Origin of the sequence: Nocardioides sp., assembly GCF_036401255.1 — a bacterium.
In the GTDB taxonomy this organism is placed as follows: domain Bacteria; phylum Actinomycetota; class Actinomycetes; order Propionibacteriales; family Nocardioidaceae; genus Nocardioides.
Window position 1 is genome coordinate 1 of record NZ_DASWVI010000250.1, and the last position, 24,632, is coordinate 24,632.

Genomic DNA, 24,632 nt, shown 5'->3' on the forward strand with positions numbered 1-24,632 from the left:
CTGCTGGGACACGAGCTGTTCCGCGGCATCGAGGAGCAGTCCGCGAGTGCGCTCCCGTCGTCGTGATCCGCGCGCAGCGGCGTCGCTCTCCACGGGCCCAGCGTAGGGACGGACGGACTAGGGCCGAAGGAGGAACGGCAGCCCACCACGACGCAGCAGCGGGCGGTCGACGTACGACATCCCGACGAGCACGCCGTCGTCGAGCCACCGCAGCTCGTCGCGGACCCACCGCCACGGCCGAGGGGCGTCGGCGGCGTAGGTCACGATGACGGCGGGCCGCCCGTCGGCGAGACCCGTACCCAGCACCGCTCGCATCGGCAGCCGCTCCTCGAAGCCTCCGCCCGATGCGCGCAGCAGGTTGACGCCGCTCAGCTCGCCCGGGTCCGTCGCGGCGAACCGCTTGCCGTGCCAGCGCGGGAGCCCCACCATCCCGAGGCCGACCGGCGCGATGTGGCGCAACGGTGTCACGAACTCGGCGCGCAGGTCGCCGACGACGTCCTCGAGCGCGGGCGCCGGCAGGCCGGGCCAGGCGCGCATCAAGCCCACCACCCCGGTCACCGCGCACCGCCTGCCGTGACCGGCTCGCGGCGTACGGCGCCCTCGGGGGCATCCGGGAACAGCGAGGCGAAGCGCTCGGCCAGCGCGGTGATGGTGAGCGAGGGGTTCACCCCGAGGTTGGCCGGGATCGTGCTGGCGTCGGCGACGTAGAGCCCGGGGTGGCCGAAGACCTCGTGCGAGGTGTCGACCACGCCGTCCGCCGCAGACGCGCCCATCACGGCGCCGCCGAGGATGTGCGCCGTCACCGAGAGCCCGCCGAGCGTCTCGCCCAGCAGGTTCAGCGGGGTGCCGCCCGAGGACGCCGCGAACGCGCGGGTGACCTCGTTGGCCACCGGCAGGTAGCTCGGCGCCTGGCGTCCCGGCACCCCGCGCGACCGGAGCACGCGCCGCCACGGCCGCACGGGCGAGCGCCGCCGCTCGAGGGCCAGCTCGTTGTCCAGGTGCTGCATCACCGTGAGCACGGTCAGCCGGCGCTCGAAGTCACGGGCCCCCATCCGTCGCATCTGGGCGAGGGGTGCCGCCGCCAGCCGCCCCAGGGTCCGCAGCGCGCGGGCCCCCTTGCGGTCGCCGTCGACGATCGGCCCGACCTGCAGCCGCAGGTGCCAGCCGCCGACGAACCGGTTCTGGGTCACGTGGGTGTCGGGGTCGGGGTAGAAGTCGCTGGAGATCGTCGGCCCCCGCGACAGGTCCTCCCCCGGCGGCTGGAGCACCGCGGTCAGCGCCTCGCTGTTGGTGCGCACCCGCTGGCCGAGCATCGGCGAGACGTGCGGCAGCGTGCCGAGCTCGTCGCGGCACCGGAACAGCAGGTCGAGCGTCCCGAGCACGCCACCGGCGAGCACCACGCGGCGCGCGCGGAGCGGCGGGATCGGCGTACGCCGCCACGGGTGGGCGACCGTGACCTCGTAGCCGCCGCCGGCCAGCGGGCGGATCCCGGTGACCTCGTGCTCGGCGCGCACCTCGGCGCCGTACTTCTCGGCGAGGTGGAGGTAGTTGCGGGTGAGCTGGTTCTTCGCGCCGTACGGGCAGCCGAGCAGGCACTCCCCGCACAGCCGGCAGCCGGTGCGCTCGGGGCCCTCACCGCCGAAGAACGGGTCCGGCTCGGTCACGCCCTCGCGGCCGAAGTGGATGGCCACCGGCACGGGTCCGTACGTCGCCCCCGCGCCGACGCGCTCGGCCGCGACGCGGAGGTGGTCGTCCATCGGGCCGCGGTGCGGGGAGACGACCCGGCCGAGCATGCCGGCGGCCCGGTCCAGGTGCGGCCGGAGCTCGGCACGCCAGTCCGGGCCCAGGTGGGACCACGCCGGGTCGGTGTAGAAGCCGTCGCGCGGCTCGAGCAGCACCCCGGCCCACACCGTGGATCCACCCCCGACGCCGCTGGCGCCGATGATCGCGACGTGGCGGAAGATGCGCTGCCAGAAGAACCCGCGCAGCCCGACCTCGGGCTGCCAGAGGTAGGCGCGTGGGTCGCGCCGGGCGCGCAGCAGGTCCTCGTCCGCGAGCCGCCGGCCCTTCTCGAGGACCAGGACGCGGTGGCCGGCCTCGGTCAGCCGCAGCGCCGTCACCGATCCCCCGAACCCGCTGCCCACCACGACCACGTCCGCGTCGAACGCCGTGCCAAGCTCCGCCATGAGCGTGACAGTAGCGCTGTCACGGTCCGTCCGTCCCGCGGACCTCCGTGAGTGCCGCACTCAGGGCGGGGCGTCTCCCACCGCAGGAGCGGACACCGCCCGCGCACGCGCGCTCACGGGCACCGGAGACCGCCGCGCCGGGGTCAGCCCGAGGACGAGCCCGGCCGCCACGACCGCGATGCCCGCCCACACCGGCGGGCCGGGAACCCGGCCGGACAACACGACGCCGGCCAGGGCGGCCGACACCGGCGCGAGCCCGGCGAGCAGGCCGGCCCGGCCGGCTCCGAGGCCGACGACCGCGGTGTACCACAGCACGAACGCCACCGCCGTCACCAGCACGGCCAGGTAGGCCAGCGCCGCCACCTGCCCGCCGTCCAGCCGCGCGGCCGCGGTCGGTCCCTCGACGACGACCCCGAGCCCGAGGAACATCGCGGCACCGATCCACACCGAATGGAACGAGACGCCCCACGCCGAGTGCCTCGCCAGCACGGGCACCGCCAAGAGCGTGAAGCCGGCCTCGCAGCCCAACGCCACGGCCGCCCAGGCGACGCCGACCGGATCGGCATCCCCGGCTCCCACCACGAGCACGCTCCCGGTCGTCACCACCAGCGCGGCGGCGAGGACGCGGCGGTGGGGCGATCGATGCTCGAGCATCGGGCCGACGACCGCGAGCAGCACCGGGACGCAGGCGACCGCGACGGCGATCGCGGCGGGTTCGGCGTGCTCGACACCGCGCACGATCGCGACGTTGAACAGCACGAGACCCGTCGCGGCCACCCCCGCCAGCCACAGCCACTCCCGCCCGCGCGGACGGACCACGCGGGCGCCCGCGAGCGGCAGGATCGCCGCCAGGACGACGGTCGCCACGGCGTACCGCAGCGCCTGCGCGGTGAACAACGGGGCGTCGACCAGCAGCTCCGACACCCCGACGCTGCTGCCGACCAGCGACATCGCCGCCACACCGAAGAGGAGTCCACGAGGGTTCACCCGAGCCACTGTGCTCGACACAATGGCACGGTGGACAGATCCAAACCGTCGCCATCTGACCGGACCACAACCGGGAGCGACTTCCTCCAGCTCAACGTCCGGGCCGCCGCCCACGGACGCCGGTCGTCCTGGCTCGCCGAGCAGGTCCGCCTGGCGATCGCGGACGGCACGCTGGCCCCCGGCAGCCGGCTGCCGGCGACCCGCGAGCTCGCCGCCGAGCTCGGTGTCTCCCGCGGCGTCGTGACCGAGTCCTACCGACGGCTGGCCGAGGACGGCCTGGTGGCCGGCCGGGGCCGCGCGGGCACCGTCGTCCTGGCCGCACCGTTCGGAGCCGGGACCACCGCCGGGCGAGACGGCGCGAGGCCGTCGGTCGACCCGGCGCCGGTGCGGCGGGACGACGCGGCAGAGTCGGCCTTCGCGGTGGTCGACGGCGTGCCCGGGGAGAGCGTGTTCGAGGCTCTGCGGGATGCGCCGGCCCGCGTCGACCTCACCCCCGGCGTGCCCGACCTGTCCACGTTCCCGCGAACCGCGTGGCTGCGGGCCGAGCGCACGGTGCTCGCCGACCTGACCGCGTCCGCGTTCGGCTACGGGGACCCGCGCGGAGCTCCGGTGTTCCGCACGGAGATCGCGCACTGGCTGGCCCGCTACCGCGGGATCCGGGTCGACCCTGCGGAGGTGATCGTCGTCTCCGGTGTCGCGCAGGGACTCGCGCTGCTCGCGCAGGTGCTCGCCGAGCGTGGGGTCAGGGACGTCGCGGTGGAGGACCCCGGATCGCTCGGCACCCGTCAGCACCTGACCGAGTGGGGCATGCGCACGCCGCCGGTCCCGGTCGACGCGGCCGGTCTCCAGGTCTCCGCCCTCGCGGCGTCCGGGGCACCGGTCGTGCTGCTCACGCCGGCGCACCAGTTCCCCACCGGCGTCGTGCTCGACGGACAGCGGCGCCGCGAGCTGCTCGCCTGGGCCGCCGCGGGCGGCCTGATCATCGAGGACGACTACGACGCCGAGCACCGCTACGACCGCCCGCCCACACCGGCCCTGCAGTCCCTGCATCCCGAACAGGTCTGCTACACCGGCAGCCTGTCCAAGACGCTCGCACCGGCACTGCGGACCGGCTGGCTGGTCGTGCCGGACCGGTACCGCGACGACGTGGTGGCCGCCAAGCGTCGCGCCGACCTCGGCAGCGCCGCCCTCGCGCAGCTGGTGCTGGCCGAGCTGATGCGCACGGGGTCCTTGGAGCGCCACCTGCGGACGCTCCGCCGCCGGCACCGCCGGCGCCGCGACGCCATGATCGGCGCCCTCGGGCGCTGGCTGCCGCAGACCCGGGTCCACGGCGCCGCGGCCGGACTGCACCTCACGGTCACCTTCGACGGACCCGATGGCGGCGACCACGGTCCCGACGACGTCGCGCTGGCGAGCGCCGCGCTCGAGCGCGGCGTCAAGGTCCACCCGCTCTCCTGGCACCGCCAGCGGCCCGGTCCGCCGGGACTCGTGCTCGGTTACGCGGCCCGCATGCGGACCGAGATCGACGAGGCGATCGGGGTGCTCGGCGAGCTCGCCGCCGAAGCCGTCGGCCGATCCCCGCGCCGCTCGTCCGGCCTGGCCGTCAGGCCCGGGCCGCCTCGCCCGTAGGCGGGGGCGACACGGCGACGAGGTCGAGGTCGCGACGCAGCGCTGCCGGCAGCGCCGACACCACGACCAGGGCCACGAACCCGCTGATCAGCTTGTCGGCCATCGAGGTGAGCGCGTTGGAGAACCCGAGGGCGAGAAGGAACGTGTCGATGGAGTCGTCGACGAGGTGGGTGATGACGTCGTGCCCGGTGCGCAGGTCGTGGCCGAACACCGCCACGATGATCGGGACGGCGAACACCGAGCAGGCGAGCGCGGCGAGGACATTGAGCGCGAAGAACCTCGGCAGCGTCCGGCCCAGCCGCCAGCGTCGTACGCCGTACCCCCACACGAGCGCGCCGACGACGTTCACGAGGCCGAACGGCACCGAGACCCAACCGCTGCCGAGGACGCCGACGAGGTTGGTCGTCGCCCCGAGGGCAGCGCCACGCCACGGGCCCAGGGCGATCGCGGCGATGGCGGTGCCGACCATGTCGAGATAGACCGGCAGCTCGAAGAAGTCCACGAACTCGCGGCCGGCGAGGTTGAGCGCCAGGCAGCCCAGGAGCAGGAGGGCGACGGCCCCGGGCCCGGGCCCGGCGACCGGCGCGGGACCCGGCGTGGGCGCCTCCGCGGTCGGTGCTCGACGGACGCGGGTGGCCTCCTCCACCCAGCGGTCGACGAGCGCGGGGTCGGCCCCCAGCGCCCGGACCAGCTCCTTGGTGAGGTCGACGTTGATCCGGGTGCGGCCGTAGCGGAAGGCGTCGTGCACGCTCGACCGGGCGATGCGGGCGCCGTAGACGTCCTGCCCGTCGGCGATCCGTTGGTCGGTGATGAGCCGGGCGAGGGCGGCGTACGACGGGCACCCGGCGCCGTCGCGCAGCTCGTGGAGGTGGGCGATCAGGCCGTCCCAGCGCCCGCTGCGCCCCGGGACGGGATCCTGCTCCACCGGCACCGAGTCCTCCAGCTGGTCGCACGCGCGTCGCTCCCGACGGCATCGTGCGGATCCTACTGCGGCCAGAGCGTCGACCGGGGTCTCGACGCTGTGGAGCGGCGCGCCCCCTCCCCCGCGGGGGGCTGCACCACCCACACCGGATGCAACCAGGATCCGCGGGCGTCCGCGGGCGCCGAGCGGTGCTGGACGGGTTCTCGGACAGTTCTTGGACACCGCCGTCCGGCGATCAGCCGGGCTTGGTCGCGTGGACGAGCTCCACCGCGCCGGCCCGGTGCCTGCGGGTCTCGACGATCTCGAACCCGGCCGCGCGCACCAACGGCAGCTGGCGGCGGGTGAAGTACTCGCCGGCGAGCCGGATCGTGAGCCGTTCGGTGACCCACTGGAGCGCGTAGAGGGGCGGCCAGGTGCTGCCGACGTGGTCGAGGAGCAGCAGCCGCCCTCCGGGGACCAGGGCCCGCCTCATCTCGGCGATGGCGCCCGCCGGGTCGGGGATGGAGCACAGCGCGAGCGCGCACACGACGGTGTCGTACGACGCGTCCGCCACCGCCAGGCTGGCCGCGTCGCCCTCGACGAGCTCGACCTCGCGGCCGAGCTCGTTGGCGCGCCGGCGGGCGATGTCCAGCATGGCGGGGCTCAGCTCGACACCGGCGACGCTCAGGTCCTCGGCGTAGTGCTCCAGGTTGCGGCCGGTGCCGACGGCGACCTCGAGCACCCGGCCCCGGGCCCGGCTGCCCAGCCACTCCCGCCCGCCCACGAACAGCCAGCGCTCGAAGAAGTCCATCTGCTTGTCATAGCCCGGCGCGGACTTGTCCCACACGCGCCGCTGCTTCGCTGTCGGGGTCTCCCTCGTCCTGCTGCTCCTGCTCATCGGCGTTGCCCTTCCGTGCGTGCCGGTTGCACCGGCAGGGAGTCGTGCGGATCCGTGACGACGGCCGCGTCGACGACGGCGAGGATGACGCGGCGGATGCGAGCGCCGGCGTGGCCGGGGTCGGGGCGGCCGGCGTCGATCCAGGCGATCGTGGCCTCGATGGCGGCCGCGGGCGCGAGCTGCGCCGCCCACCGGGCCAGCCCCTCGTCGGAGACGAGGGCCGAGATCTGTCCATAGGCGGCCTCGGCGATGTCGGCGCGGAACTTCTCGATGCGCTCCTTGAACTCGGGCTCCCGCAGCGCGTGCTGGAACAGCAGCCGGAAACCCGCCGGCGACTCCTCGGCCACCGCCAGCAGACCGTCGATGCTGCCGTCGGTGAAGCCCTCGACGGGCTCCTCGATGTGCGCCTCGAGCCGTCCGCACATCCGGTCCAGCACCGACTGGTACAGGTCGCCCTTGGAGTCGAAGTGCCGGTACAGCACCACCCGGGTGATCCCGGCCTCCTCGGCGATCTCGTCCAGGCTCGTCGCCGCGAAGCCGGAACGTGCGAACGCCTCGGTCGCCGCGGCCAGGATCTGCTCACGCCGCTCCTGACGCTTCATCCTGCGCACCGGGCCGACCGGACTCTCACTCATGCTGACTCCCACATGTAGATGCCGAAGTGTCTACAACAGAATCTACATATCACGGGGTCGCGTCAACCCCCTCGCGGCACGACCCGTCGCTCGTGCCGCGACCCCGTCTCGATCCACCGATGTGCGGCGTCGCGAGTCGCAAGACGGGCGATGGTCGTCGGGGCACTCGCATGCTTGGTCCACTCTGGGCTGGAACGCCCAACGGCTCGCCGTCCTCGATCGCGACATCGACGCGATCATCCGGACTCACGGTAAGGACCGGAAGGTTGCCGCCTGGCTGCAGGACACGGCCGAGGCGTTCGAGCGCACTCGTGGCGCGCGCTCACGAGATCCGACCGACCGACGTCGGCCGTCGCCCCGAACCCCGCCGGAGGGACCGTCAGATCTTCGGATCGGTCAGTAGCGATGCCCCAGCGGCGCCTGTCCGGCGCGACGCGCCTTCTCGGACGAGAGATGCGCGACCGAGAGAAGCTCCTCGCGGCCACCTGCTTCCTTGTCGAGAGTGAGCACCAGCCCGACACCGCTGGCGTAGTACTTGTGCTCCAGCACGTCGGGTTCGAGTGGAGTGGTGTCGGCGGTCTTCACCAGGTCGTCGTACTCGCCGGCCGGAACACTGGCCCGCTCGCCGAGCGCGAGGACCTCGCCGTTGTCCTCGGCCTCGCCCTCGTAGTACTCCTGCCGGTAGGTCATGCCGACCTCGGGTGAGGCGGGCATGATGACTCCGGCCTGGGCGCCGTCGACGCCGGCCTCGAACGATCCCTCGCGGGTGGCGATCTTGCCGCCCTCGAACTCGGCCGTGTCCTCGCCGAGGTACCAGACGGTGCCGTCCTCGTCCTGGGCGTACCAGTCGAGGGTGTCCTCGATGACCTCGCCGTGCAGAGTGACTGTGTCCCGGACCACGCGGGCAGTGACGCCGTTGGCGATCTCGCGGGTCACGGTCGTGGCGGTGACGACCACCCGGACGACCTCGCCGTCCTCGGTGGTCTCGCGATAGGTCCAGCGGGTACCCGGCTCCAGAGGGAACCACGGGTTGGTCACGTCGGCGGTGAACTCGGCGGGGTCCATCTCCGTCGGCTCGTCGGACTGCGGGAACTCCGACCCGGCTCCCTGGCTTGTCGCGGCGGTGCCGGGCTCGTCAGTGGACCTCGCCGGATCCTCGTCGCCGCAGCCGGTGAGCGCCACCAGGCAGCAGAGCAGGGCGACCGCGCAGCGGGACACCGGATGACCTCCGGTCAGTCGTCGTCGGAGCCGGACCGGTCGTCCGTTCCGTCGCTCTCGGTGCCGACGACGTGGTAGTGCTCGTCGAGCTGGACGTCGACCTGAGTGCCGTCCTCGAGGGTCACTTCGACCTCGTACTTGCTCTCCTCGTCGTCGATCTCGGTGGCGGTGACCGTGCCGCCACCGGTCTCCTCCAGCGCCGCCTTCTCGGCCTGCTCGAGCTCGGAGGCGGGGATCGGGTGGTCCTGGCCGTCGTCGTCGCCCGACAGGGCACCTGCCGCGCCGACCGTTCCTGCCGTCACCACGGCCGCGCCGGCGATGACGATCGCGATGCGCTTACGGTTCAGCTTCGGGTTCATGGCACGCACGCTACGTCGGTCGGATGAGGCGCCGATGAGTCTCTCATCCGACACTCATCTTCGTCCCTAGCATGAACGCGTGCGGGTGTTGCTGGTCGAGGACGAGGAGAAGCTCGCCGCGTTGGTGGCTCAGGGGCTCACCGAGCGTGGCGACGTGGTCGGCGTGGTCGGCACCGGGACCCAGGCACTCAGCTCGGCACGCGGCGGCGAGTACGACGTCATCCTGCTCGACGTGATGTTGCCGGACCTCGACGGATTCTCCGTGTGTCAACGGCTGCGTGCCGAGCGGGTTTGGACCCCGGTCCTGATGCTGACCGCCCGTACGGCGGTCGCGGATCGCATCGCCGGCCTGGACAGCGGTGCCGACGACTACCTGGCCAAGCCGTTCGCCTTCCAGGAGCTGCTCGCCCGCATGCGCGCCCTCGCCCGACGTGGCCCCGTGCCGCGGCCGACCGAGCTCGAAGTCGGCGACCTGCGCCTGGACCCCTCGGCGCGGCGGGTCTGGCGCGGGTCGACCGAGCTGTCGCTCTCGACCAGGGAGTTCACCCTCCTGGAGTCCCTGATGCGCCGACCCGACCAGGTCCTCACCCGCGAGCAACTGCTCGGCCTGGCCTGGGGTGACAACAGTGGCGTCGCTTCCAACGTCGTCGACGTCTACGTGCGCTACCTGCGGGCGAAGATCGACCGACCCTTCAGTGTGGACACCCCGCAGACGGTGCGTGGGGTGGGCTACCGACTCACCGCGGACTCCTCATGAGCCGCTGGCACCCGACCCGGTGGCCGCTACGAACCCGTGTCGCGCTCGCCTACGTGGCCGCGACGGGTGTCGCGCTGACTGTGCTCGGCGTCTTCGTCCAGGTGCGGGTTGGCGACGCACTGGAGGATCGGCTGCGGGACACGGTCAGCGCCGAGGCGAACCGGCTCGCGGCCATGTCGGCCCCGGACCGCTCGGCGGAGGTCGAGACCCTGGGCGGTGAGGTACATGCCCAGGTGCTCACGACACAGGGCGAGGTCCAGTCCTCGTCGGGCCTCGTCGCGGACCCGATGCTGCGGCCCGCGGAGGTCCGCGATGCCGAGAGGACGGGGTCGAGCTGGCGCGAGGTCACGGTGACCATCTTCGATGACGACGCCGCGTCGGAGGGACAGCTGGAGCGGGAGCGCGAGACGTTGGTGCTGCTGGTCCGGCCCACCGACGAGGGCGTGCTGCTGGTCGGAGCTTCCCGGGAGGACGTGGACGAGGCCCTCGCCGCACTGCGCAATCAGCTGCTGGTCGCCGGACCGCTTGCGCTGGCTGTGGCAGGTGGCCTCGGCTACGTGGTCGCGGGAGCGGGGCTGCGCCCGATCGAGCGGATGCGGGCTCGCGCGGCCACGATCTCCTCGCGCAGCGCTGGGGAGCGTCTCCCGGTCCCCGCCGCGGAGGACGAGCTGCGGCGGCTCGCGCTCACCCTCAACGCCATGATCGAACGACTCGACGACGGTCTGCAACGCGAACGCAGGTTCGTCGCCGAGGCGAGCCACGACCTTCGCACGCCGCTCGCCCTGATGCTCACCGAGGTGGAGCTGGCGTTGGCTCAGCAGCGGACGCCCCAGGAGCTGACCCGGGCCCTGCACTCCATCCATGACGAGGTACGCCGCCTGGTCGCCCTGTCCGAAGCCCTCCTGGAACGTGCCAGCGTCGAGGAGGTCGGATTGCCGATCGAGGCCGGACGCGTCGACCTCGTCGCCCTGGCCACCCGCGTAGCCATCCGGTTCCAGGCGGCTGCCGAAGGCCGCGCCATCCACGTGACCGCGCCCCGAGCAGTGGAGATCCAGGGTGACGCCACCCGTCTTGACCGAGCGCTGTCGAACCTCGTCGACAACGCGCTGCGCCACGGCACGGGCGCCATCGAGATCGAGATCCGCGCCTCCCGTAACGGCGCGGAACTGACCGTCGCCGACGAGGGCCCCGGATTCGCGAGCGACGATGCGTCAGACCCCGCGCGCGACGGTGTCGGGCTGGCCATCGTGCGCGAGATCGCGCGAGCACACGGCGGCACCGTCCGGGCACAGCATGCTGACGGGCGGACCACGGTGCGACTGGAGCTCGCATCGCCGACCATGTGACCGCCCGCGTCGCACGAGTTGCGTCGAGGTGATGCGCGCAGTCGCACCGATGCCCACGCCAAGCAGGTCTGCGCGCAGTCGGCGCCCGCTCGGTCAGGCACGCGGCCAACGCCGCGGGCGCCGCCGGCACCAGCGTTCCACTGACGCCCGGCGCCGGCCTCCATGGCGCGGGTGGAGGGGGCCGATGAAGCTCCGGTTCGCCACGGCGAGCGCCCAGTCGACGCCCTCCGGCGCGAGCACCTCGAGCCTCGAGAGTCGGTTCGCCGCCTCCCCCAGCTTCATCATCAGCGAGTCGCCGGCCTCCTGGAGCAGTGCATCGGCGAGGTAGGCGTCCCTGCCGCGTTCGACGATCTCGCCGACGCGGTCGAGCCAGCCCTGGATGTGCAAAAGCTCCTTCGCGGCCTTGCGCTCCATCAAAGCAGCACCGCCTCACGGCGGATGTCGTCATCGAGCTTCGGCTTCAACCCGCCGTAGTCGATCAGGTCGACCTCACGGCTGAGGACCTGCTCGATCAGCTCCTTGAAACGAAGGAACTCGAACGACGATGTACCTGGCGGCGACTCCACGATCAGGTCGATGTCGGAGTCCGGTCTCGCCGTGCCGCGCGCGACGGAACCAAACACGGCTAGCCGTGTGAATCCGTGATCCGCGGCTAGCGCCTTGAGGACTGGGCCTGCCGCCTCGAGGAGGACCTGAGGGTGCACGCCGGCCAGCTGATTCCCGGACTTGAGCTGCTGACTGACCGCCGGCTGGCTGACGCCGAGGGTCTCGGCGATCTGACGCTGTGACATGCCAGTAGCGACCATGGCGCGAAGGGAGAGGGAGCGTCGCAGTCGAGCGACCTCCTCCTTCCGACGAGCATGGCGATACTCGGCCACCAATGTCATAAGGGCATCTTATCAAGGCGAGCAGCGCGCCTGGTCAGCAGCGAGGGGAACCCGAGTGGACGGCTCGCGAACGACGGCGCCCCACCGCGCCGAGCGCCGTGCCGACGTCAACTCTCAGGAGCGGAAGCACATCGCTTCGCAATGCCCGGATCCGCTGCGATGGCATCTATCAGCCCAGGCCAGCAGGCGATCAATCACGCACCGAGATCGCAGTAGCACTCGCGGCCTGACACGCCACCTTCAGCGTCGGCCACGGCGTCCTCGCGCACCCCGGGACCTTCGCGCGCTGCCAGGGGAAAGGCTAGTAGCGCAAAGTCGCTCGCATCCAAAGCGGCTTCCGAAGTCGTACCCGAGCGCGAGCGGTCACCGAGGACGTCCCACCCAAACTCGGTGCGCGGGGGCGACCTGGCGGCCTTGCCGCAGGAACCCACGCAGGATGCCGACCCGCGTACGGCCTTCTATGACTTGAAGCCCCGTCTCCCCCGGGTACAGCAAGCTGCGGTCGATGAGGACGGGCCATCGCATCCAAGTGCCATGCGACTCCCAGTACTGCGGGACGCCGAGGTGTCGGCGCACCTCGCACCAGTGGTCGGCCTGTTCGGCATTCTCGTCGATGAGATCACCTTCGGACGGTCCCGTCGGCATAGTCAGGAACGCCTCGGCCGCTACAAGCTCGGCGTCCCACGTGACCCTCGCAAGGTCCAGGTGTCCGTAGTCGGATTGGAATCTGCCCCAGCCGGCGTGGTCGTAGAGCCACTGCTCCACGACGTCGTCAGGCCATTGAAGGCCCGCTACCCGTTCGTCGGTCAGGAATCCCTGAAGTCCGGAGCCGCCGAACTCTCGGCAGGTCTGCGACAGGTCTTCGAGGTCCTGCAGGTAGACGGCCATCAGGTGTGCTCCCACATGGCCGGCGCCGGAGAGTGCCCACCTTGGTGACATAAGGCGACATCCGGGCCATCTGCAAACCCGTCAGCCATCTCCACACAGCAACGCGGCGGCTCCACGTACTCGCCGCTCGGCGTCCACTGCGAGCAACGCATCCGTATCTGAGTCCGGCGGCGGAACTTCTTCGACTTCGGCAACCGGTCCATCTGCTCCGGCGAGGCAAAGATCCACCGTTCCCGGCCCTGCTCGACCGCGTCCCGCACGAGACCGCGCTCCTTCGGAGTGACCCGCCGGATGACAGCCTTCTCGCCCGACGGCTCATTCGTTAGCGCAACGACTCGGTGCGGGTTCGCCGGCCACAGGATGTGCGGAGCCGCTATCAGGCTCGGGCCCTTGTTCTTCCGGAACGGCACCAGGACCGGTGCGTCGCACGTCCAGAACCTGCCCTCAGGGTCGTCCCACACCTCAATGAACCTGGTCGTCATCACGTCGGCGGCCTCCCACATGCTCGTGAACAGCAACTCGGTGTGGATGCCGGCGACGCGGAACGGGTCCAGTGGGTCCTTAATCGGCTTGAACTGCTCAGGGTTCTGCGCAACCAGCCACGCGTCGTGCTGCAGGCGTAAGCGTCGCTGCTGCGCCGTCCGCATCCGCTGAACCGCGATCGTCACCCCGAGTCCGATGAGGTCATCGAAATCCAGTTCCTCAGGGTCCTCAAGCCGCTCGAACAGCGACTGAACTCGGCCCAGTTCTGCATCGACGACACCGAACATGGCCTCGACCCGGTTGTGCGCCTCCCCGTCCGCGCCGATGACCCGGTAGAAGTTCTCTTCCACACAGACATCGTTTACCGAGAGGGCCCGCACCTCTCCAGTAACGGTGTCCAAGTTCCAGATGCGCCGGCTCTGCTTACCGAATCCCCAGCGCTTCAGATACGTCCGCGGAACGTAGTGGTGCCGGCGGCTCTCCCGGTCGGGTTGCCCCTGCGTCGCGAGCAGACGGTCCATGTACTCGCGCGACTTGCCCTCGAGGGACTTCCCGCCACCGGTCATCGGGATCCGACCCCACGGGTTGCGGTGCTGCGCAACGATCTCCCAACCCGTCGAGTCGAATCCGTCCAGCTGACCCTCGAACGACCGCAGGAGCGCGTCTGGATCAGGGGTATCGGGCACACCGGCACTGTAGGTCAGCCCGCGGACAGGGCCGCGCATACGCGTCACAGACCGAGGTCGCGGCTGGTGGTGTGGGCGAGCGCGTCGGCAGGTCGGATGTAGTGGTTGTACAACGTGGTCAGATCACGGTGTCGCGTCTGCGCGGCGATCCGGTCAAGCGGGGCGCCGTTGACGGCGGCGGTGGTGGCGTGCCCGGCGCGTAGCGAGTGGCCGCTGACCCCCAGGTCACCGAGCCCGGCCGCGGTGGCGCGGTTGCGGACGAGGTGGCTCACAGTCCGCGGACCGATGCCCTCGCTCGTGATCGCGCGAGTCGCCGGTACACGGGTGAACAGGCCCCCGGGCCCGGCGGGGCGGAGGGCGAGCCAGGCGCGGAGCGCGCGGATCGGATCGGTCGCTGCGTGCAGTCCGGCGGCGACGCCGACCATCTGCCCCTGTCCCTCCTGATCGGTCTTGGAGCGACGGATCGTGATGAGCAGGCCGTGGGAGTCCACGCTGACATCGGCGAGATGGAGCGCGGCGATCTCGCTCGGGCGCAGCGCGGCGGCATAGCCGAGAAGATGGACAGCGCGGTCGCGAACACCGATGCGAGACGTGGGGTCGATGCTCGCCACGATCTGGCCCAGCTCGGCGACGGTGAGCGGGTGTGCCTGACGGCGTGGCGCGGTGCCCAGGACGCGACGCAGCCGCGGCGCACCCGTCGAACGACGGCCGCGGCAGTCGGATCGGCGTACCCCTCCCGATGGTCGCGTTGGGCGATCGCGGCACAGTCCCCGTCGAGGGTGCCGTTGCACGACCCTGACTCGGCGCGCTCGGTAAGGAAGGCGGCCAACGCGTCCGGATCAGCCGGCAGCGGCACCAGTCCAGGCCGGCGGCACCACGCTTCCCAGCCCCGCCACGCGGAGGCGTAGGTGGTGCGGGTGGACTGAGCGACCTCGGCCTCGATGGCGGAAGCGATCCGCTGGAGGTCGGCGGGCCTCAGGCCGACGGAGGGGGCAGATCCGGGAGCGGCGGCGTGAGCCGGTGTCTGGGAATAGGCGGGAAGGATGGTCATGGACCCCGCCCTACGCCACGAAACCGTCCGCGGCTTCAGCGGCGAGGGCCAGCCTCCGGGAAGGAGGGTTCTTGGAGGGTGGATCAAATCAAAATGCTTTCAGGCGTGGGATCCGACCGGATCCCACGCCTGAACTTTGTAGCGGGGGCAGGATTTGAACCTGCGACCTCTGGGTTATGAGCCCAGCGAGCTACCGAGCTGCTCCACCCCGCGTCGGTGACCCCAACCTTACAGACCGGTGTCGGGGTGGCCAAATCGGGTCCCCGGACCACCGCCGCCGGCGGTCAGTCCGACGGCGAGGCCGAGGGCGACTCCGAGGGTGACGGCGACTCGGACGCGTTCCCGGCGGAGCCGCCCGAGGAGCCGGTGGAGCCGCGCTTCTGAGCCAGCTTCATCGCCGCCTCGACCTTGCTCTGGGCGATATCGATCTGGCGCTGGTACTCCGCGAGATCCTGGTTGGCCAAGGCCGCGTCGGCGGCGTCGAAGGCGGCCTGCGCCTGGTCGAGCAGCGAGCGGATCTGGGCGGCGGCCCCACCGGTCACCGGCGGGCTCTCGCCGCCGCCGTCGTTGCCCTGCTGACCCGAGTTGTCGGGCGGCGTCGTGCCGCCACCCGGCGTGACGCCGAGCAGGTTCTCCAGGGCGTCGCGCAGCGTCGAGCCGAAGCCGATGTCGTTGCCGTACTTCACCAGCACGTAGCGCAGGATCGGGAAGCTCGACTCCGACAACGCCTGCGTCGCGTAGACCGGCTGGACGTACATCAGCCCGTCGTTGATCGGCAGCGTGAGCAGGTTGCCGTAGACCGGTCGCGCGCCGCTGCGGTTGAACTGCGCGAGCTCGTTGGCCACCCCGGGGTCGGTGGCGAACTGGTTCGCGACCTGGCCGGGGCCGGGCGTCTGCTCGTTGGGCAGCTCGAGCACTTGCATCTGGCCGTAGCCCGACTCGTCCGTCGCGTCCGCGTTGACCGACACGAACGAGGCGAGGTTGTTCTTGTTGTAAGGCACGTAGACCGACGTCAGGGAGAACACCTGGTCGTTGCCGCCGTTGCTGTCGACGAAGAGCCGGTACGGCGGCTGGAACTTGCCCTTGGAGTACGGGTCCTCGGGCACCTCCCACCGGTTGTTGCCCTGGTAGAAGTCGATCGGGTCGGTGACGTGGTAGCGCGCGAACTGGTAGCGCTGCACCTGGAACAGGTCCTCCGGGTAGCGCAGGTGCTTCATCAGGTCCTCGGAGATCTGCGAACGGTCCTCGACGGTGCCGGGGAACGCGCTGCGCCAGGCCTGGAGGATCGGGTCGTCCTCCTCCCACGCGTAGAGCGTGACGTCGCCGGTGTAGGCGTCGACGGTCGCCTTGACCGCGTTGCGCATGTAGTTGATCTCGTCGGTCGGCAGCGTGCGCAGCCCGGTCTGCTCCTGGAGGGAGTCGTCGGTCATCGTCTTGAACGACTCCTTCTCCGAGAGCGGGTAGCGGTCGGTGGTGGTGTAGCCGTCGACGATCCACAGGATCCGGCCGTCGACCACCGCCGGGTAGGGGTCGCTGTCGACGGTCAGCCAGGGTGCGACCTTCTCGACCCGGTCGCGCGGGTTGCGGTTGAACAGCACCTTGCTGTTCTCGTTGACGCGCCCGGAGAGCAGGAAGTTCGGCTCGCCGAACTTCGTGGCGAACATCAGTTGGTTGAACAGCCCGCCGACGCTCGCGTCGCCCTTGCCGTCGTACGTCGTGGTCGTGCCCTCGTCGGAGCCGCCCGTGGGGAGGTTGAGCTCGACGTCCTTGCTGTCCGGCTCGGGCTTGCCGACGACGGAGTACTCCGGGCTCTGCTCGCCGTAGTAGATCCGGTCCTCGTAGCCGCCCGTCGCCCGGCTCAGCGCGTCCTGCCCGGCGTTGGTGCCCTGCGCCCACACGATGCCGGCCTGGTCGCCGGTGTTGTCCGCGTTGTCGAGCTGGGTGCGGTTGTCCTCGCCGCGCTGGTTGGCGAACGCCGCGATGATGCCGTTGCCGTGGGTGTAGACGGTGTGCAGGTTGGTCCAGTTGCGGTCGCCGGCGTTCATGCCGTTCTGGTCGAGCTCGCGCACGCCGAGCACCAGCGCGCGGTCGGTCCCGTCGATGTCGTAGCGGTCGACGTCGAGGACCTGCGCCACCGAGTAGTAGGCGCGCACCTGCTGGTTCTGCTCGAAGGCGTCCCGCACGAGCTGCGGGTCGATCAGCGGCACCGAGGAGGTCTCGTTCTCGACCGTGTCGGCCGACCCGGACCCGAGCGCGGTCGCCGGGTCGTACTTCTCGACCTCGACGTTCGCGACGTCGTAGGCCTGGCGGGTCGCCTGGATGTTCTTCTCGATGTACGGCGCCTCCTTGTCGGCCTCGGAGGGCTTGACCTGGAACTGCTGCACGATGCCGGGCCAGATCAGGCCGAGCAGGATCGCCGAGACGGCCAGCAGCGCCAGGCCGACCGACGGCAGCAGCCAGGTGCGGCGCCACACGTTGACGAAGAACAGCACCGCGCAGATCACCGAGATGCCGAGCAGGATGTTCTTGGCCGGCAGCACCGCGTGGTCGTCGGTGTAGGTCATGCCGGTGATCACCCCGCCGCCCTGGCTGACCAGGTCGAACCGGTCCAGCCAGTAGTCGGCGGCCTTCGCGAGCACGAAGAAGCCCAGCAGCACCGAGAGCTGCGCCTGGGCCGCACCGGAGAGCCGGTCGCGGGGCGTCTGCAGGCGGATCCCGCCGTACAGGTAGTGCACGACGGCGGCGGCGATCAGGGCGACGACGAGCACCGCCATCGCATAGTCGACGAGGTAGTGCAGCCACGGCAGGTCGAAGACGTAGAACCCGATGTCCTTGTGGAAGTAGGCGTCCTCGCTGCCGAACGACGAGCCGTTGCGCCACAGCAGGTAGTCGCGCCACTCCCCGATCGCCGAGCTGCCGGCGAACGCGCCGAGCACCAGCGCGACGCCGACCAGCAGCCAGGTGCGGATCGGGTTGACGGCCTCGCGGTAGCGGTCCAGGCCGTTCTGCTCCGGGGAGTTCGGCCGGAAGAACGGCCGGAACCGGTAGGCGAGGTAGATGTTGGCCCCGACCACCAGCGCCATCCCGGCGCCGAAGACGAAGAACAGCACGGTCTTGGTCCAGAACAGCGTGGTGAACACCTCGCCGTAGCCGCCCGAGACGTACCACAGCCGGTCGGTGTAGATGCCCGCGAAGGTGCTCAGGCTGAGGAACGCGACCACGAGCACGACCGCGGTGATGATCAGCGCCCGCGACCGCCGCGACCCCGACCGCACCGGCGGACCGGCCGCAGCCCGGGGGTCCTCGTCGAACAGCTCGCTCATCTCAGCTCTCTCCTTCGTGACCGGGCGTCCGCCCGGGCTCCTCCAACGTCGCCCCGAGCAGCTGCAACAACCCCGGCACCAGGTCGGCCCCGCCGACCACCGACTGGTCGTCGTCGTGCGCGCGCAGACGCAAGGCACAGTACGTCGATCCCGCGCGCGTGACACCCGCGACGATGCGCACGTCCTGCCGGTCGGGGTGCTCGCGGGCGAACTCCTCGGCGGAGGCGGGGTCGTCCGGGATCAGTGCGTCCGCGGCCGGGGGCAGCACCAGCCGCTCGACGACCGCGGCGCACCCGGCGACCTCCGGCGGCCACAGGATCGACTCCAGCGCGATCTCCAGGGGCAGGTCGTTGGGGAGCTCGTCCTGCTCGATCGGTGTCAGCGAGCCCTGCGCCGACGCCTCGTCCAGCCCCATCGCCGCGGCGAGCGCCGGCTCGCGCTCCACGAGGGCGGCGGTGTCGACCAGCGCGTACAGCCGTCCCGGCTGGTCCCACCCCTCGGTGGCGATGTGGCCCTCGATCTCGAGGACCGCCGCGGCCAGGGCCGGGTCGACCTCGAGGTCGGCGCTCAGCTCGGGGCTGAGCTCGGGGCTGGGCTCGGGGCTGAGCTCGGGGCTGGGCTCGCGGCTGGGCTCGGCGTCGCCGTCGAACTCGGTCACTTCTGGCTCTCCTCGCAGCTGGGCAGGTCGGCGTCGTGGTCCTTGACCCAGGCGGCGATCGCGACCCGGGCGTCGTGCATGGTGGCGGCCCGGACCAGCCGCATGTCGCCGTTGGGGGCGCCGAGCGCCTCCGCGCAGTTGTCCGGCGGCACCATGAACAGCTCCGCGCCGGCGTCGCGCGCACCGACGATCTTCTGCTGGATCCCGCCGATCGGGCCGACGTTGCCCGCGGCGTCCATCGTGCCGGTGCCCGCGATCGTGGCGCCGCCGGTGAGCGAGCCCGGGGTCAGCGTGTCGTAGATGCCGAGGGAGAACATCAGCCCCGCGCTCGGCCCGCCGATGGCCGGGTCGATCGCGATGTGGACCTTGACCGGCAGGTCGGACTTGGCCTGGGTGCCGACCTGGATGCCGATCTGCGGCCGGCCGTCGGTGACCTGCGGGGTCAGCGTGACGGTGCGGCGCTGGCCGTCGCGCCGGATCAGCAGCTCGACGGGCTGAGCACCGGTGCGGCCGCTCACGGTGTCGACGACCTCGTCGGCCGTCGCCACCGCGGTGTCGTCGACACGCAGCAGCACGTCGCCGGTCTTCAAGACACCGTCGGCGGGGGTGCCCTTCGCGACCCCGGCGACGACCGCCTCGGTGACGTCGTAGCCCAGCTCCTCGAGAGCGACCGCGGTGGCGGCGTCCTGGGAGCTGGTCATCTCCTGCGCGCCCTGCTTGCGGTTGTCCTCCACGGTCTCGCCCTGGCGGTAGACCGCGTCGTAGGGATAGACGGCGTCCTCGTCGCTCACCCAGTCGCGCATCAGCTCGAAGAGGTTGTTGTTGCCCTTGGGCTCCGGCTGCGAGACGTAGACCGTGGTCATCCGCAGCTGCCCGTCGTCGGGGTAGGTCCGGTGCCCCTCCACCTCGATGATCGGCTTGCCCTCCTCGTTGGCGCCGAGGACGTCGACGGTCAGGCCCGGCTCGTAGGTGACGAACGGCAGCGGCTTGAGCGCGGCGGTCACCCACAGTCCGATCAGCAGCGGCACGGCGAGGAGGCCGGCCACGGTGCGCTGCGTCATGGCGCCAAGACTGTCAGATCGCTCCTAGGAGACGCGGCGCGAGGGGCGTACGGCGATGCCGGTGGACCGGTCGCGTGCCGGCCGGTCGGCCGCGTAGCCCGGCGCGGGCGAGCGACGCCGGCGCGGGCCGGGCTCCAGCGCCTCGGCGAGCCGGCGTACGGCGACCTCGCGGTCCACCTCGCCGCGTCCCTCCCGACCCAGCCAGGCCACCCAGAGCATCGCCACGACCGTGACGACGACCGACGGCACCAGCCAGAGCAGGATCTCCACGAGACGACCCTACGAACGGCCCGAGGTCTCCCAGGGGAGGCGCGCCTACGGCGTCCCCACCCATTCCTCGGTGCCGTCGCCGAACCGCTGGTGCTTCCAGATCGGCACCTCCGCCTTGAGGGTGTCGATCAGCGCCCGCGAGGCGGTGAACGCCTCGCCGCGGTGGGCGGCGGTGGTCGCGACGACCACCGCGATGTCGCCGATCCCCAGGGTGCCGACGCGGTGGACCGCCGCGACCCCCTGCACGTCGTACTCCCCCGCGATCCGCTCGCACACCTCGCGCAGCCGGTCCAGCGCGGTGGGGTGGGCGGAGTAGTCGAGCCCGGTCACGCCCTTGCCGCCGTCGTGGTCGCGGACGCGGCCGACGAACAGCGTCAGCCCGCCGGAGGCGTCGTCGTCGAGGGCGGCGACGACCTCGGCGACGTCGAGCGGGGTCTCCCGCAGGTCCACGAGGCGTACGACGGTGCTCACCTCGCGACCATAGAGCACGCCGGTCCTGCGGTGACCGGCACCCGCGTACCGTTGGACCCATGAACGACAAGCCGGGCCAGACGCCCGACGACGGCAACGACCCGGGCGAGAACCCCTTCAAGGGCACGCCGTTCGAGCAGATCTTCGGCGCGCTGGGAGGCGCGGCCGGCGGCGGTGCGGCCGGCCTGCCGGACCTCGGCCAGCTGTTCAGCCAGATCCAGTTCCTGATGCAGCCGCACGAGGGCCCGGTCAACTGGGACTTCGCGCTCGACATCGCCCGCAAGGCGGTCGCCCAGGCGCCCGACCCGACGCCCAGCCAGCGGGAGCGCGACGCGATCGCCGACGCGGTCCGGCTCGCCGACCACTGGCTCGACGACACGACCGTGTTCCCCTCCGGTGTGACCTCGACCGCCGCCTGGAGCCGCGCCGAGTGGCTCGTGGGCACCACCGAGGTGTGGAAGGTGCTCGTCGAGCCCATCGCCGAGTCCTCCGTGCAGGCGCTCGGCGGGGCCCTCCCCGAGGAGGCCCGCGCCGTCTCCGGGCCGTTGCTGGGCATCCTCGGCCAGGCCGTCGGCGGCATGCTGGCCGCCCAGGTCGGCTCGGGCCTCGGCGCGCTCGCCGCCGAGGTGCTGTCGGTCTCCGACATCGGCCTGCCGCTCGCCGCGCCGGGCAAGGCGGCGCTCGTGCCCGCCAACATCTCCGAGTTCGCCGCCGGCCTCGACGTGACCGAGGACGACGTACGCCTCTACCTCGCGCTGCGCGAGGCCGCCCACCAGCGGCTGTTCGCCCACGTGCCGTGGCTGCGCGACCACCTGATCGGCGCGGTCGCCGACTACGCCCGCGGCATCGAGATCAACGCCCAGGGCATGCAGGCCCGCATCGAGGAGCAGATGCGCGGCCTCGACCCGACCAACCCCGAGTCGATGCAGCAGCTGCTCGAGGGCGGCATGTTCGACCTGCCCCGCTCGCCGGCGCAGGAGGCCGCGCTCCAGCGGCTCGAGGTCACCCTCGCGCTCGTCGAGGGCTGGGTCGACGAGGTCGTCGGCCAGGCCACCGCCGAGCGGATGCCCGCGGCCGGCAAGCTGCAGGAGGCCTTCCGCCGGCGCCGGGCCGCGGGCGGTCCCGCCGAGGAGACGTTCGCGAGCCTCGTGGGGCTCGAGCTGCGCCCGCGCCGGCTGCGCGACGCCTCGACGCTGTGGGGATCGCTGCGCACCCGCCAGGGCGTGGAGGCGCGCGACGGGGTCTGGATGCACCCCGACCTCCTGCCGACGGCCGCGGACCTCGACGACCCGCTCGGCTTCCGTGAGGACGCCACCGCTCTCCCCGAGCTCAGCGACGAGGACTTCGACGCCGAGCTGAAGAAGCTCCTCGACTCCCCCGACGGCGAGTGACGATCGCGCCGGACCTGCACGCCGACGCGCTCGCGGTCCTGGAGGGCTGGAGCGCGCCGGACGGCGCCCAGGAGGCGCTGCGGGAGCGGTACGTCGCGCACCTGCGCGCCCACCCGGACGGCATGACCCGCGCCTGCACGCCGGACCACCTCACCGCGAGCACGCTGGTGGTCGACGCCGGGCGCCGCGAGGTGCTGCTGACGCTGCATGCCAAGGCGCGGGCGTGGTTCCAGCTCGGCGGCCACTGCGAGCCCGGCGACCCGACGCTCGCCGCGGCGGCCCTGCGCGAGGCCACCGAGGAGTCGGGGCTCGCCGGCCTGCTCCTGGACCCGGTGCCCGTCCAGCTCAGCGAGCACGCCGTCCCGTTCTGCGGGCCGACCGGGGACGTCCACCACCTCGACGTGCGGTTCGTCGCGCTTGCCCCGCCCGGCGTCGCGCACGCGGTGAGCGAGGAGTCGATCGACGTGCGCTGGTGGCCGGCCGACGCGCTCCCGGACCCGCAACCCGACCTCGTCGAGCTCGTCGAGCTGGCCCTGGCCCGGGTGGGCGATCAGTCCAGCTCTTCGCCCGGCGGGATGTCCAGCCGGGCCGCGGTGGACCAGCCGACCAGGTAGCCCTTGGCGCGCTCGGCGCGCGGGTAGCGGTCCACCCACGCCCAGAACCGCTCGTCGTGCCCGGGCTCGAGCAGGTGCGCGAGCTCGTGGACGAGCACGTAGTCGAGGACCCACGACGGCATCCCCTGCAGCCGGGCGGACAGCCGGATCGTGCGGTCACCGGGGGTGCACGAGCCCCAGCGCGACTGCTGGTTGTCGACCCAGCGCACCGACTCCGGTGTCGCGAGGCCGCCGAGGTAGCGGTCGCTGAGGTCCTGCGCCCGGCGCAGCAGCGCGGCGTCGCTGGGCCGACGGCGACGCTCGGACCGATCCAGCCGGGCCAGCATCTTCTCCACCCACTCCGCCTCCTCGCGGCGCGACAGGGAGGCCGGGATCATCACCACCACGCGGTCGCCGTCGCGATAGGCGGACACGGTACGCCGGCGCCGCTTGGAGCGGCGTACCTCCACCTCGGGGCGATCCATGGCCGAACGCTACTTCCTCGCCCACTCCAGGAGCCGCTCTCGCGGCCAGGTGTTGACGATCCGATCGGGGTCGATCCCGGCGGCCTCGGCGCGCTCGCAGCCGTAGACGAGGAAGTCCAGCTGACCGGGGGCGTGCGCGTCGCTGTCGATCGAGAACCGGCACCCGACGTCACGGGCGAGCTCGAGGAGCGCGGTCGGCGGGTCGCGGCGCTCCGGGCGGGAGTTGATCTCGACCGCGACGTCGTGCTCGGCGCACGCCTCGAAGACGGCCCGCGCGTCGAACCGCGAGCCCGGGCGGGTGCCGCGGTTGCCGGTGACCAACCGGCCGGTGCAGTGGCCGAGCACGTTGGTGCGCGGGTTGCGGATCGCCCCGATCATCCGCCGGGTCATGTCGGCGGGGTCCATCTTCAGCTTCGAGTGCACGCTCGCGACCCGCACGTCGAGCCGGGCGAGCAGGTCGTCGTCCTGGTCCAGGGAGCCGTCGTCGAGGATGTCGACCTCGATGCCCGTCAGCAGCGTGAACCCGCCCCCGCCTGCGGCCGAGAGGTGCCGGTTGACCGCCTCGACGACGCCGAGCTGGCGGGTCAGCCGCTCGGCGCTCAGGCCATGGGCGACGGTCAGTCGCGGCGAGTGGTCGGTGAGCACGAGGTAGTCGTGGCCGAGCTCGATCGCGGTGAACGCCATCTCCTCGATCGGCGAGCCGCCGTCGGACCAGTCGGAGTGGGAGTGCAGGTCGCCGCGCAGGGCGGCGCGGAGCCCCTGGCCGCCGCTCGCCAGGTCACCGCCGTGCTCGCGCACGAGCTCGGCCAGCCGGGCCGGCAGCACCCCGCGCACGGCGTCGGCGATCACCCGGGCCGTGCTCGCACCGACACCCGGCAGCGACGTCAGGCTGCCGTCCTCGACCGCCGCGGCGACCTGCTCGGCCGACAGCGGCAGGATCGCGGCAGCGGCACCGCGGAACGCCTTGACCTTGTAGGTGTCCTCCCGGCCGCGCTCGAGCAGGAACGCGATCCGGCGCAGGGCGGCGACCGGCCCGGCGCCGTACTCGTCGCCCGCTGTCTGGTCCGGCACGCCGCTGACCTCTCTCTCGCGTCGGTGCTCTCGCTGGTTGGCCCAGTTTTCTTTCGTCCACACCCGGTGGACAGCCATTCTCCCTGGTCAGCGCCGAGTACGACGGGGGCGCCGGTGTCCCCGAGCCGTGTTGTCCACAGCCTGTTCCAGGATCGATCCGGCCTCCTCCACCGGCACGGCCGCTCCTCCACAGCTTTGTCCACAGGCTTGTCCACAGGGTGGGGTGGCGCCGCGTTGACCCTCGTCCGGTGCGCCTCCTAGCGTGGGACGCAGATGAGGCCCTCGGCCGCGGACGGACACTCGCAAGGGGAAGGCAAGTGTCCAGATGCGGCCGGGGGCCTCCTCACGTCCCTGCTCACGTCAACGGCCGGTGAAGACCGCCGCCCGCTTCTCCTGCG

General features: G+C 71.9%; 25 protein-coding genes and 1 tRNA gene. 5 read left to right on the forward strand and 21 right to left on the reverse strand.

Annotation, left to right across the window (positions count from 1 at the left end):
• Positions 1 to 117 precede the first annotated feature (117 nt).
• The 3 genes from VGD85_RS11285 to VGD85_RS11295 are packed head-to-tail and all read right to left on the reverse strand — an operon-like array spanning position 118 to position 3,173.
• Positions 118 to 558, reverse strand: a complete 441-nt coding sequence (locus tag VGD85_RS11285) for a hypothetical protein (protein WP_331063537.1) — start codon at positions 556 to 558, stop codon at positions 118 to 120.
• On the reverse strand, positions 555 to 2,186 hold the full coding sequence (locus tag VGD85_RS11290) for a GMC family oxidoreductase (protein ID WP_331063538.1): 1,632 nt from the start codon (positions 2,184 to 2,186) through the stop codon (positions 555 to 557). The genes VGD85_RS11285 and VGD85_RS11290 overlap by 4 nt, the downstream gene beginning before the upstream one ends.
• A 60-nt stretch (positions 2,187 to 2,246) precedes the next feature.
• Complete coding sequence (locus VGD85_RS11295) at positions 2,247 to 3,173, reverse strand: DMT family transporter (protein WP_331063539.1); 927 nt, start codon at positions 3,171 to 3,173, stop codon at positions 2,247 to 2,249.
• 30 nt (positions 3,174 to 3,203) lie between these two features.
• Between VGD85_RS11295 and VGD85_RS11300 the strand changes: the two genes are divergently transcribed.
• A complete protein-coding gene (locus VGD85_RS11300; RefSeq protein WP_331063540.1) occupies positions 3,204 to 4,802 on the forward strand; it encodes a PLP-dependent aminotransferase family protein in 1,599 nt (532 codons plus the stop codon).
• On the opposite strand, the gene VGD85_RS11305 is transcribed toward VGD85_RS11300, so the two are convergent.
• From VGD85_RS11305 to VGD85_RS11325, 5 genes are all read right to left on the reverse strand, one after another.
• Entirely contained in the window at positions 4,777 to 5,727 is a 951-nt protein-coding gene (locus VGD85_RS11305) for a hypothetical protein (RefSeq protein ID WP_331063541.1), read from the reverse strand. The genes VGD85_RS11300 and VGD85_RS11305 overlap by 26 nt on opposite strands.
• A 232-nt stretch (positions 5,728 to 5,959) precedes the next feature.
• Complete coding sequence (locus VGD85_RS11310) at positions 5,960 to 6,550, reverse strand: class I SAM-dependent methyltransferase (RefSeq protein ID WP_331063542.1); 591 nt, start codon at positions 6,548 to 6,550, stop codon at positions 5,960 to 5,962.
• 47 nt (positions 6,551 to 6,597) lie between these two features.
• The gene (locus VGD85_RS11315; RefSeq protein ID WP_331063543.1) at positions 6,598 to 7,236 is read right to left on the reverse strand and encodes a TetR/AcrR family transcriptional regulator; all 639 of its coding nucleotides are present in this window, start codon (positions 7,234 to 7,236) and stop codon (positions 6,598 to 6,600) included.
• 396 nt (positions 7,237 to 7,632) lie between these two features.
• Positions 7,633 to 8,454, reverse strand: a complete 822-nt coding sequence (locus tag VGD85_RS11320) for a hypothetical protein (RefSeq protein ID WP_331063544.1) — start codon at positions 8,452 to 8,454, stop codon at positions 7,633 to 7,635.
• 14 nt (positions 8,455 to 8,468) lie between these two features.
• Entirely contained in the window at positions 8,469 to 8,813 is a 345-nt protein-coding gene (locus VGD85_RS11325; protein ID WP_331063545.1) for a PepSY domain-containing protein, read from the reverse strand.
• Between the two features lie 79 nt (positions 8,814 to 8,892).
• Between VGD85_RS11325 and VGD85_RS11330 the strand changes: the two genes are divergently transcribed.
• Together VGD85_RS11330 and VGD85_RS11335 are read left to right on the forward strand one after the other, a co-directional pair.
• On the forward strand, positions 8,893 to 9,570 hold the full coding sequence (locus VGD85_RS11330; RefSeq protein ID WP_331063546.1) for a response regulator transcription factor: 678 nt from the start codon (positions 8,893 to 8,895) through the stop codon (positions 9,568 to 9,570).
• The gene (locus VGD85_RS11335) at positions 9,567 to 10,916 is read left to right on the forward strand and encodes an ATP-binding protein (RefSeq protein ID WP_331063547.1); all 1,350 of its coding nucleotides are present in this window, start codon (positions 9,567 to 9,569) and stop codon (positions 10,914 to 10,916) included. Before VGD85_RS11330 ends, VGD85_RS11335 begins: the two co-directional genes overlap by 4 nt.
• Before the next feature lie 93 nt (positions 10,917 to 11,009).
• Here the strand turns inward: VGD85_RS11335 and VGD85_RS11340 are convergent, their stop codons facing one another.
• The 11 genes from VGD85_RS11340 to VGD85_RS11390 form a co-directional block, all read right to left on the reverse strand.
• Positions 11,010 to 11,330, reverse strand: a complete 321-nt coding sequence (locus VGD85_RS11340) for a hypothetical protein (protein ID WP_331063548.1) — start codon at positions 11,328 to 11,330, stop codon at positions 11,010 to 11,012.
• Positions 11,330 to 11,707 carry a nucleotidyltransferase domain-containing protein gene (locus tag VGD85_RS11345; protein WP_331063549.1) on the reverse strand — a complete coding sequence of 126 codons (378 nt, stop codon included), beginning with the start codon at positions 11,705 to 11,707 and terminating at the stop codon, positions 11,330 to 11,332. Before VGD85_RS11345 ends, VGD85_RS11340 begins: the two co-directional genes overlap by 1 nt.
• 459 nt (positions 11,708 to 12,166) lie before the next feature.
• A complete protein-coding gene (locus tag VGD85_RS11350; protein WP_331063550.1) occupies positions 12,167 to 12,691 on the reverse strand; it encodes a hypothetical protein in 525 nt (174 codons plus the stop codon).
• Positions 12,691 to 13,860 carry a DUF4238 domain-containing protein gene (locus VGD85_RS11355; protein ID WP_331063551.1) on the reverse strand — a complete coding sequence of 390 codons (1,170 nt, stop codon included), beginning with the start codon at positions 13,858 to 13,860 and terminating at the stop codon, positions 12,691 to 12,693. The genes VGD85_RS11350 and VGD85_RS11355 overlap by 1 nt, the downstream gene beginning before the upstream one ends.
• Before the next feature lie 44 nt (positions 13,861 to 13,904).
• A complete protein-coding gene (locus VGD85_RS11360; RefSeq protein WP_331063552.1) occupies positions 13,905 to 14,651 on the reverse strand; it encodes a tyrosine-type recombinase/integrase in 747 nt (248 codons plus the stop codon).
• A gap of 399 nt (positions 14,652 to 15,050) precedes the next feature.
• A tRNA-Met gene (locus VGD85_RS11365) sits at positions 15,051 to 15,124 on the reverse strand.
• A gap of 71 nt (positions 15,125 to 15,195) precedes the next feature.
• A complete protein-coding gene (locus VGD85_RS11370; protein ID WP_331063553.1) occupies positions 15,196 to 18,234 on the reverse strand; it encodes a UPF0182 family protein in 3,039 nt (1,012 codons plus the stop codon).
• Between the two features lies 1 nt (position 18,235).
• Positions 18,236 to 18,892, reverse strand: coding sequence for a PPA1309 family protein (locus VGD85_RS11375; RefSeq protein ID WP_331063554.1), 657 nt, complete (start codon positions 18,890 to 18,892; stop codon positions 18,236 to 18,238).
• Positions 18,889 to 19,953 (reverse strand): YlbL family protein, encoded by a 1,065-nt coding sequence (locus VGD85_RS11380; protein WP_331063555.1) that lies wholly within the window; start codon positions 19,951 to 19,953, stop codon positions 18,889 to 18,891. The genes VGD85_RS11375 and VGD85_RS11380 overlap by 4 nt, the downstream gene beginning before the upstream one ends.
• A gap of 24 nt (positions 19,954 to 19,977) precedes the next feature.
• A complete protein-coding gene (locus VGD85_RS11385) occupies positions 19,978 to 20,223 on the reverse strand; it encodes a hypothetical protein (protein WP_331063556.1) in 246 nt (81 codons plus the stop codon).
• Positions 20,224 to 20,268: 45 nt separating this feature from the next.
• Positions 20,269 to 20,694, reverse strand: coding sequence for a molybdenum cofactor biosynthesis protein MoaE (locus VGD85_RS11390; protein WP_331063557.1), 426 nt, complete (start codon positions 20,692 to 20,694; stop codon positions 20,269 to 20,271).
• 59 nt (positions 20,695 to 20,753) lie between these two features.
• Here VGD85_RS11390 and VGD85_RS11395 point away from each other — a divergent pair, with 59 nt between their 5' ends.
• Both VGD85_RS11395 and VGD85_RS11400 read left to right on the forward strand, forming a co-directional pair.
• Entirely contained in the window at positions 20,754 to 22,085 is a 1,332-nt protein-coding gene (locus tag VGD85_RS11395) for a zinc-dependent metalloprotease (RefSeq protein WP_331063558.1), read from the forward strand.
• Entirely contained in the window at positions 22,082 to 22,699 is a 618-nt protein-coding gene (locus VGD85_RS11400; protein ID WP_331063559.1) for an NUDIX hydrolase, read from the forward strand. The genes VGD85_RS11395 and VGD85_RS11400 overlap by 4 nt, the downstream gene beginning before the upstream one ends.
• Here the strand turns inward: VGD85_RS11400 and VGD85_RS11405 are convergent.
• Together VGD85_RS11405 and VGD85_RS11410 are read right to left on the reverse strand one after the other, a co-directional pair.
• On the reverse strand, positions 22,636 to 23,163 hold the full coding sequence (locus tag VGD85_RS11405) for a M48 family metallopeptidase (protein WP_331063560.1): 528 nt from the start codon (positions 23,161 to 23,163) through the stop codon (positions 22,636 to 22,638). The genes VGD85_RS11400 and VGD85_RS11405 overlap by 64 nt on opposite strands.
• 9 nt (positions 23,164 to 23,172) lie before the next feature.
• Complete coding sequence (locus VGD85_RS11410; protein WP_331063561.1) at positions 23,173 to 24,312, reverse strand: PHP domain-containing protein; 1,140 nt, start codon at positions 24,310 to 24,312, stop codon at positions 23,173 to 23,175.
• Positions 24,313 to 24,632 lie beyond the last annotated feature (320 nt).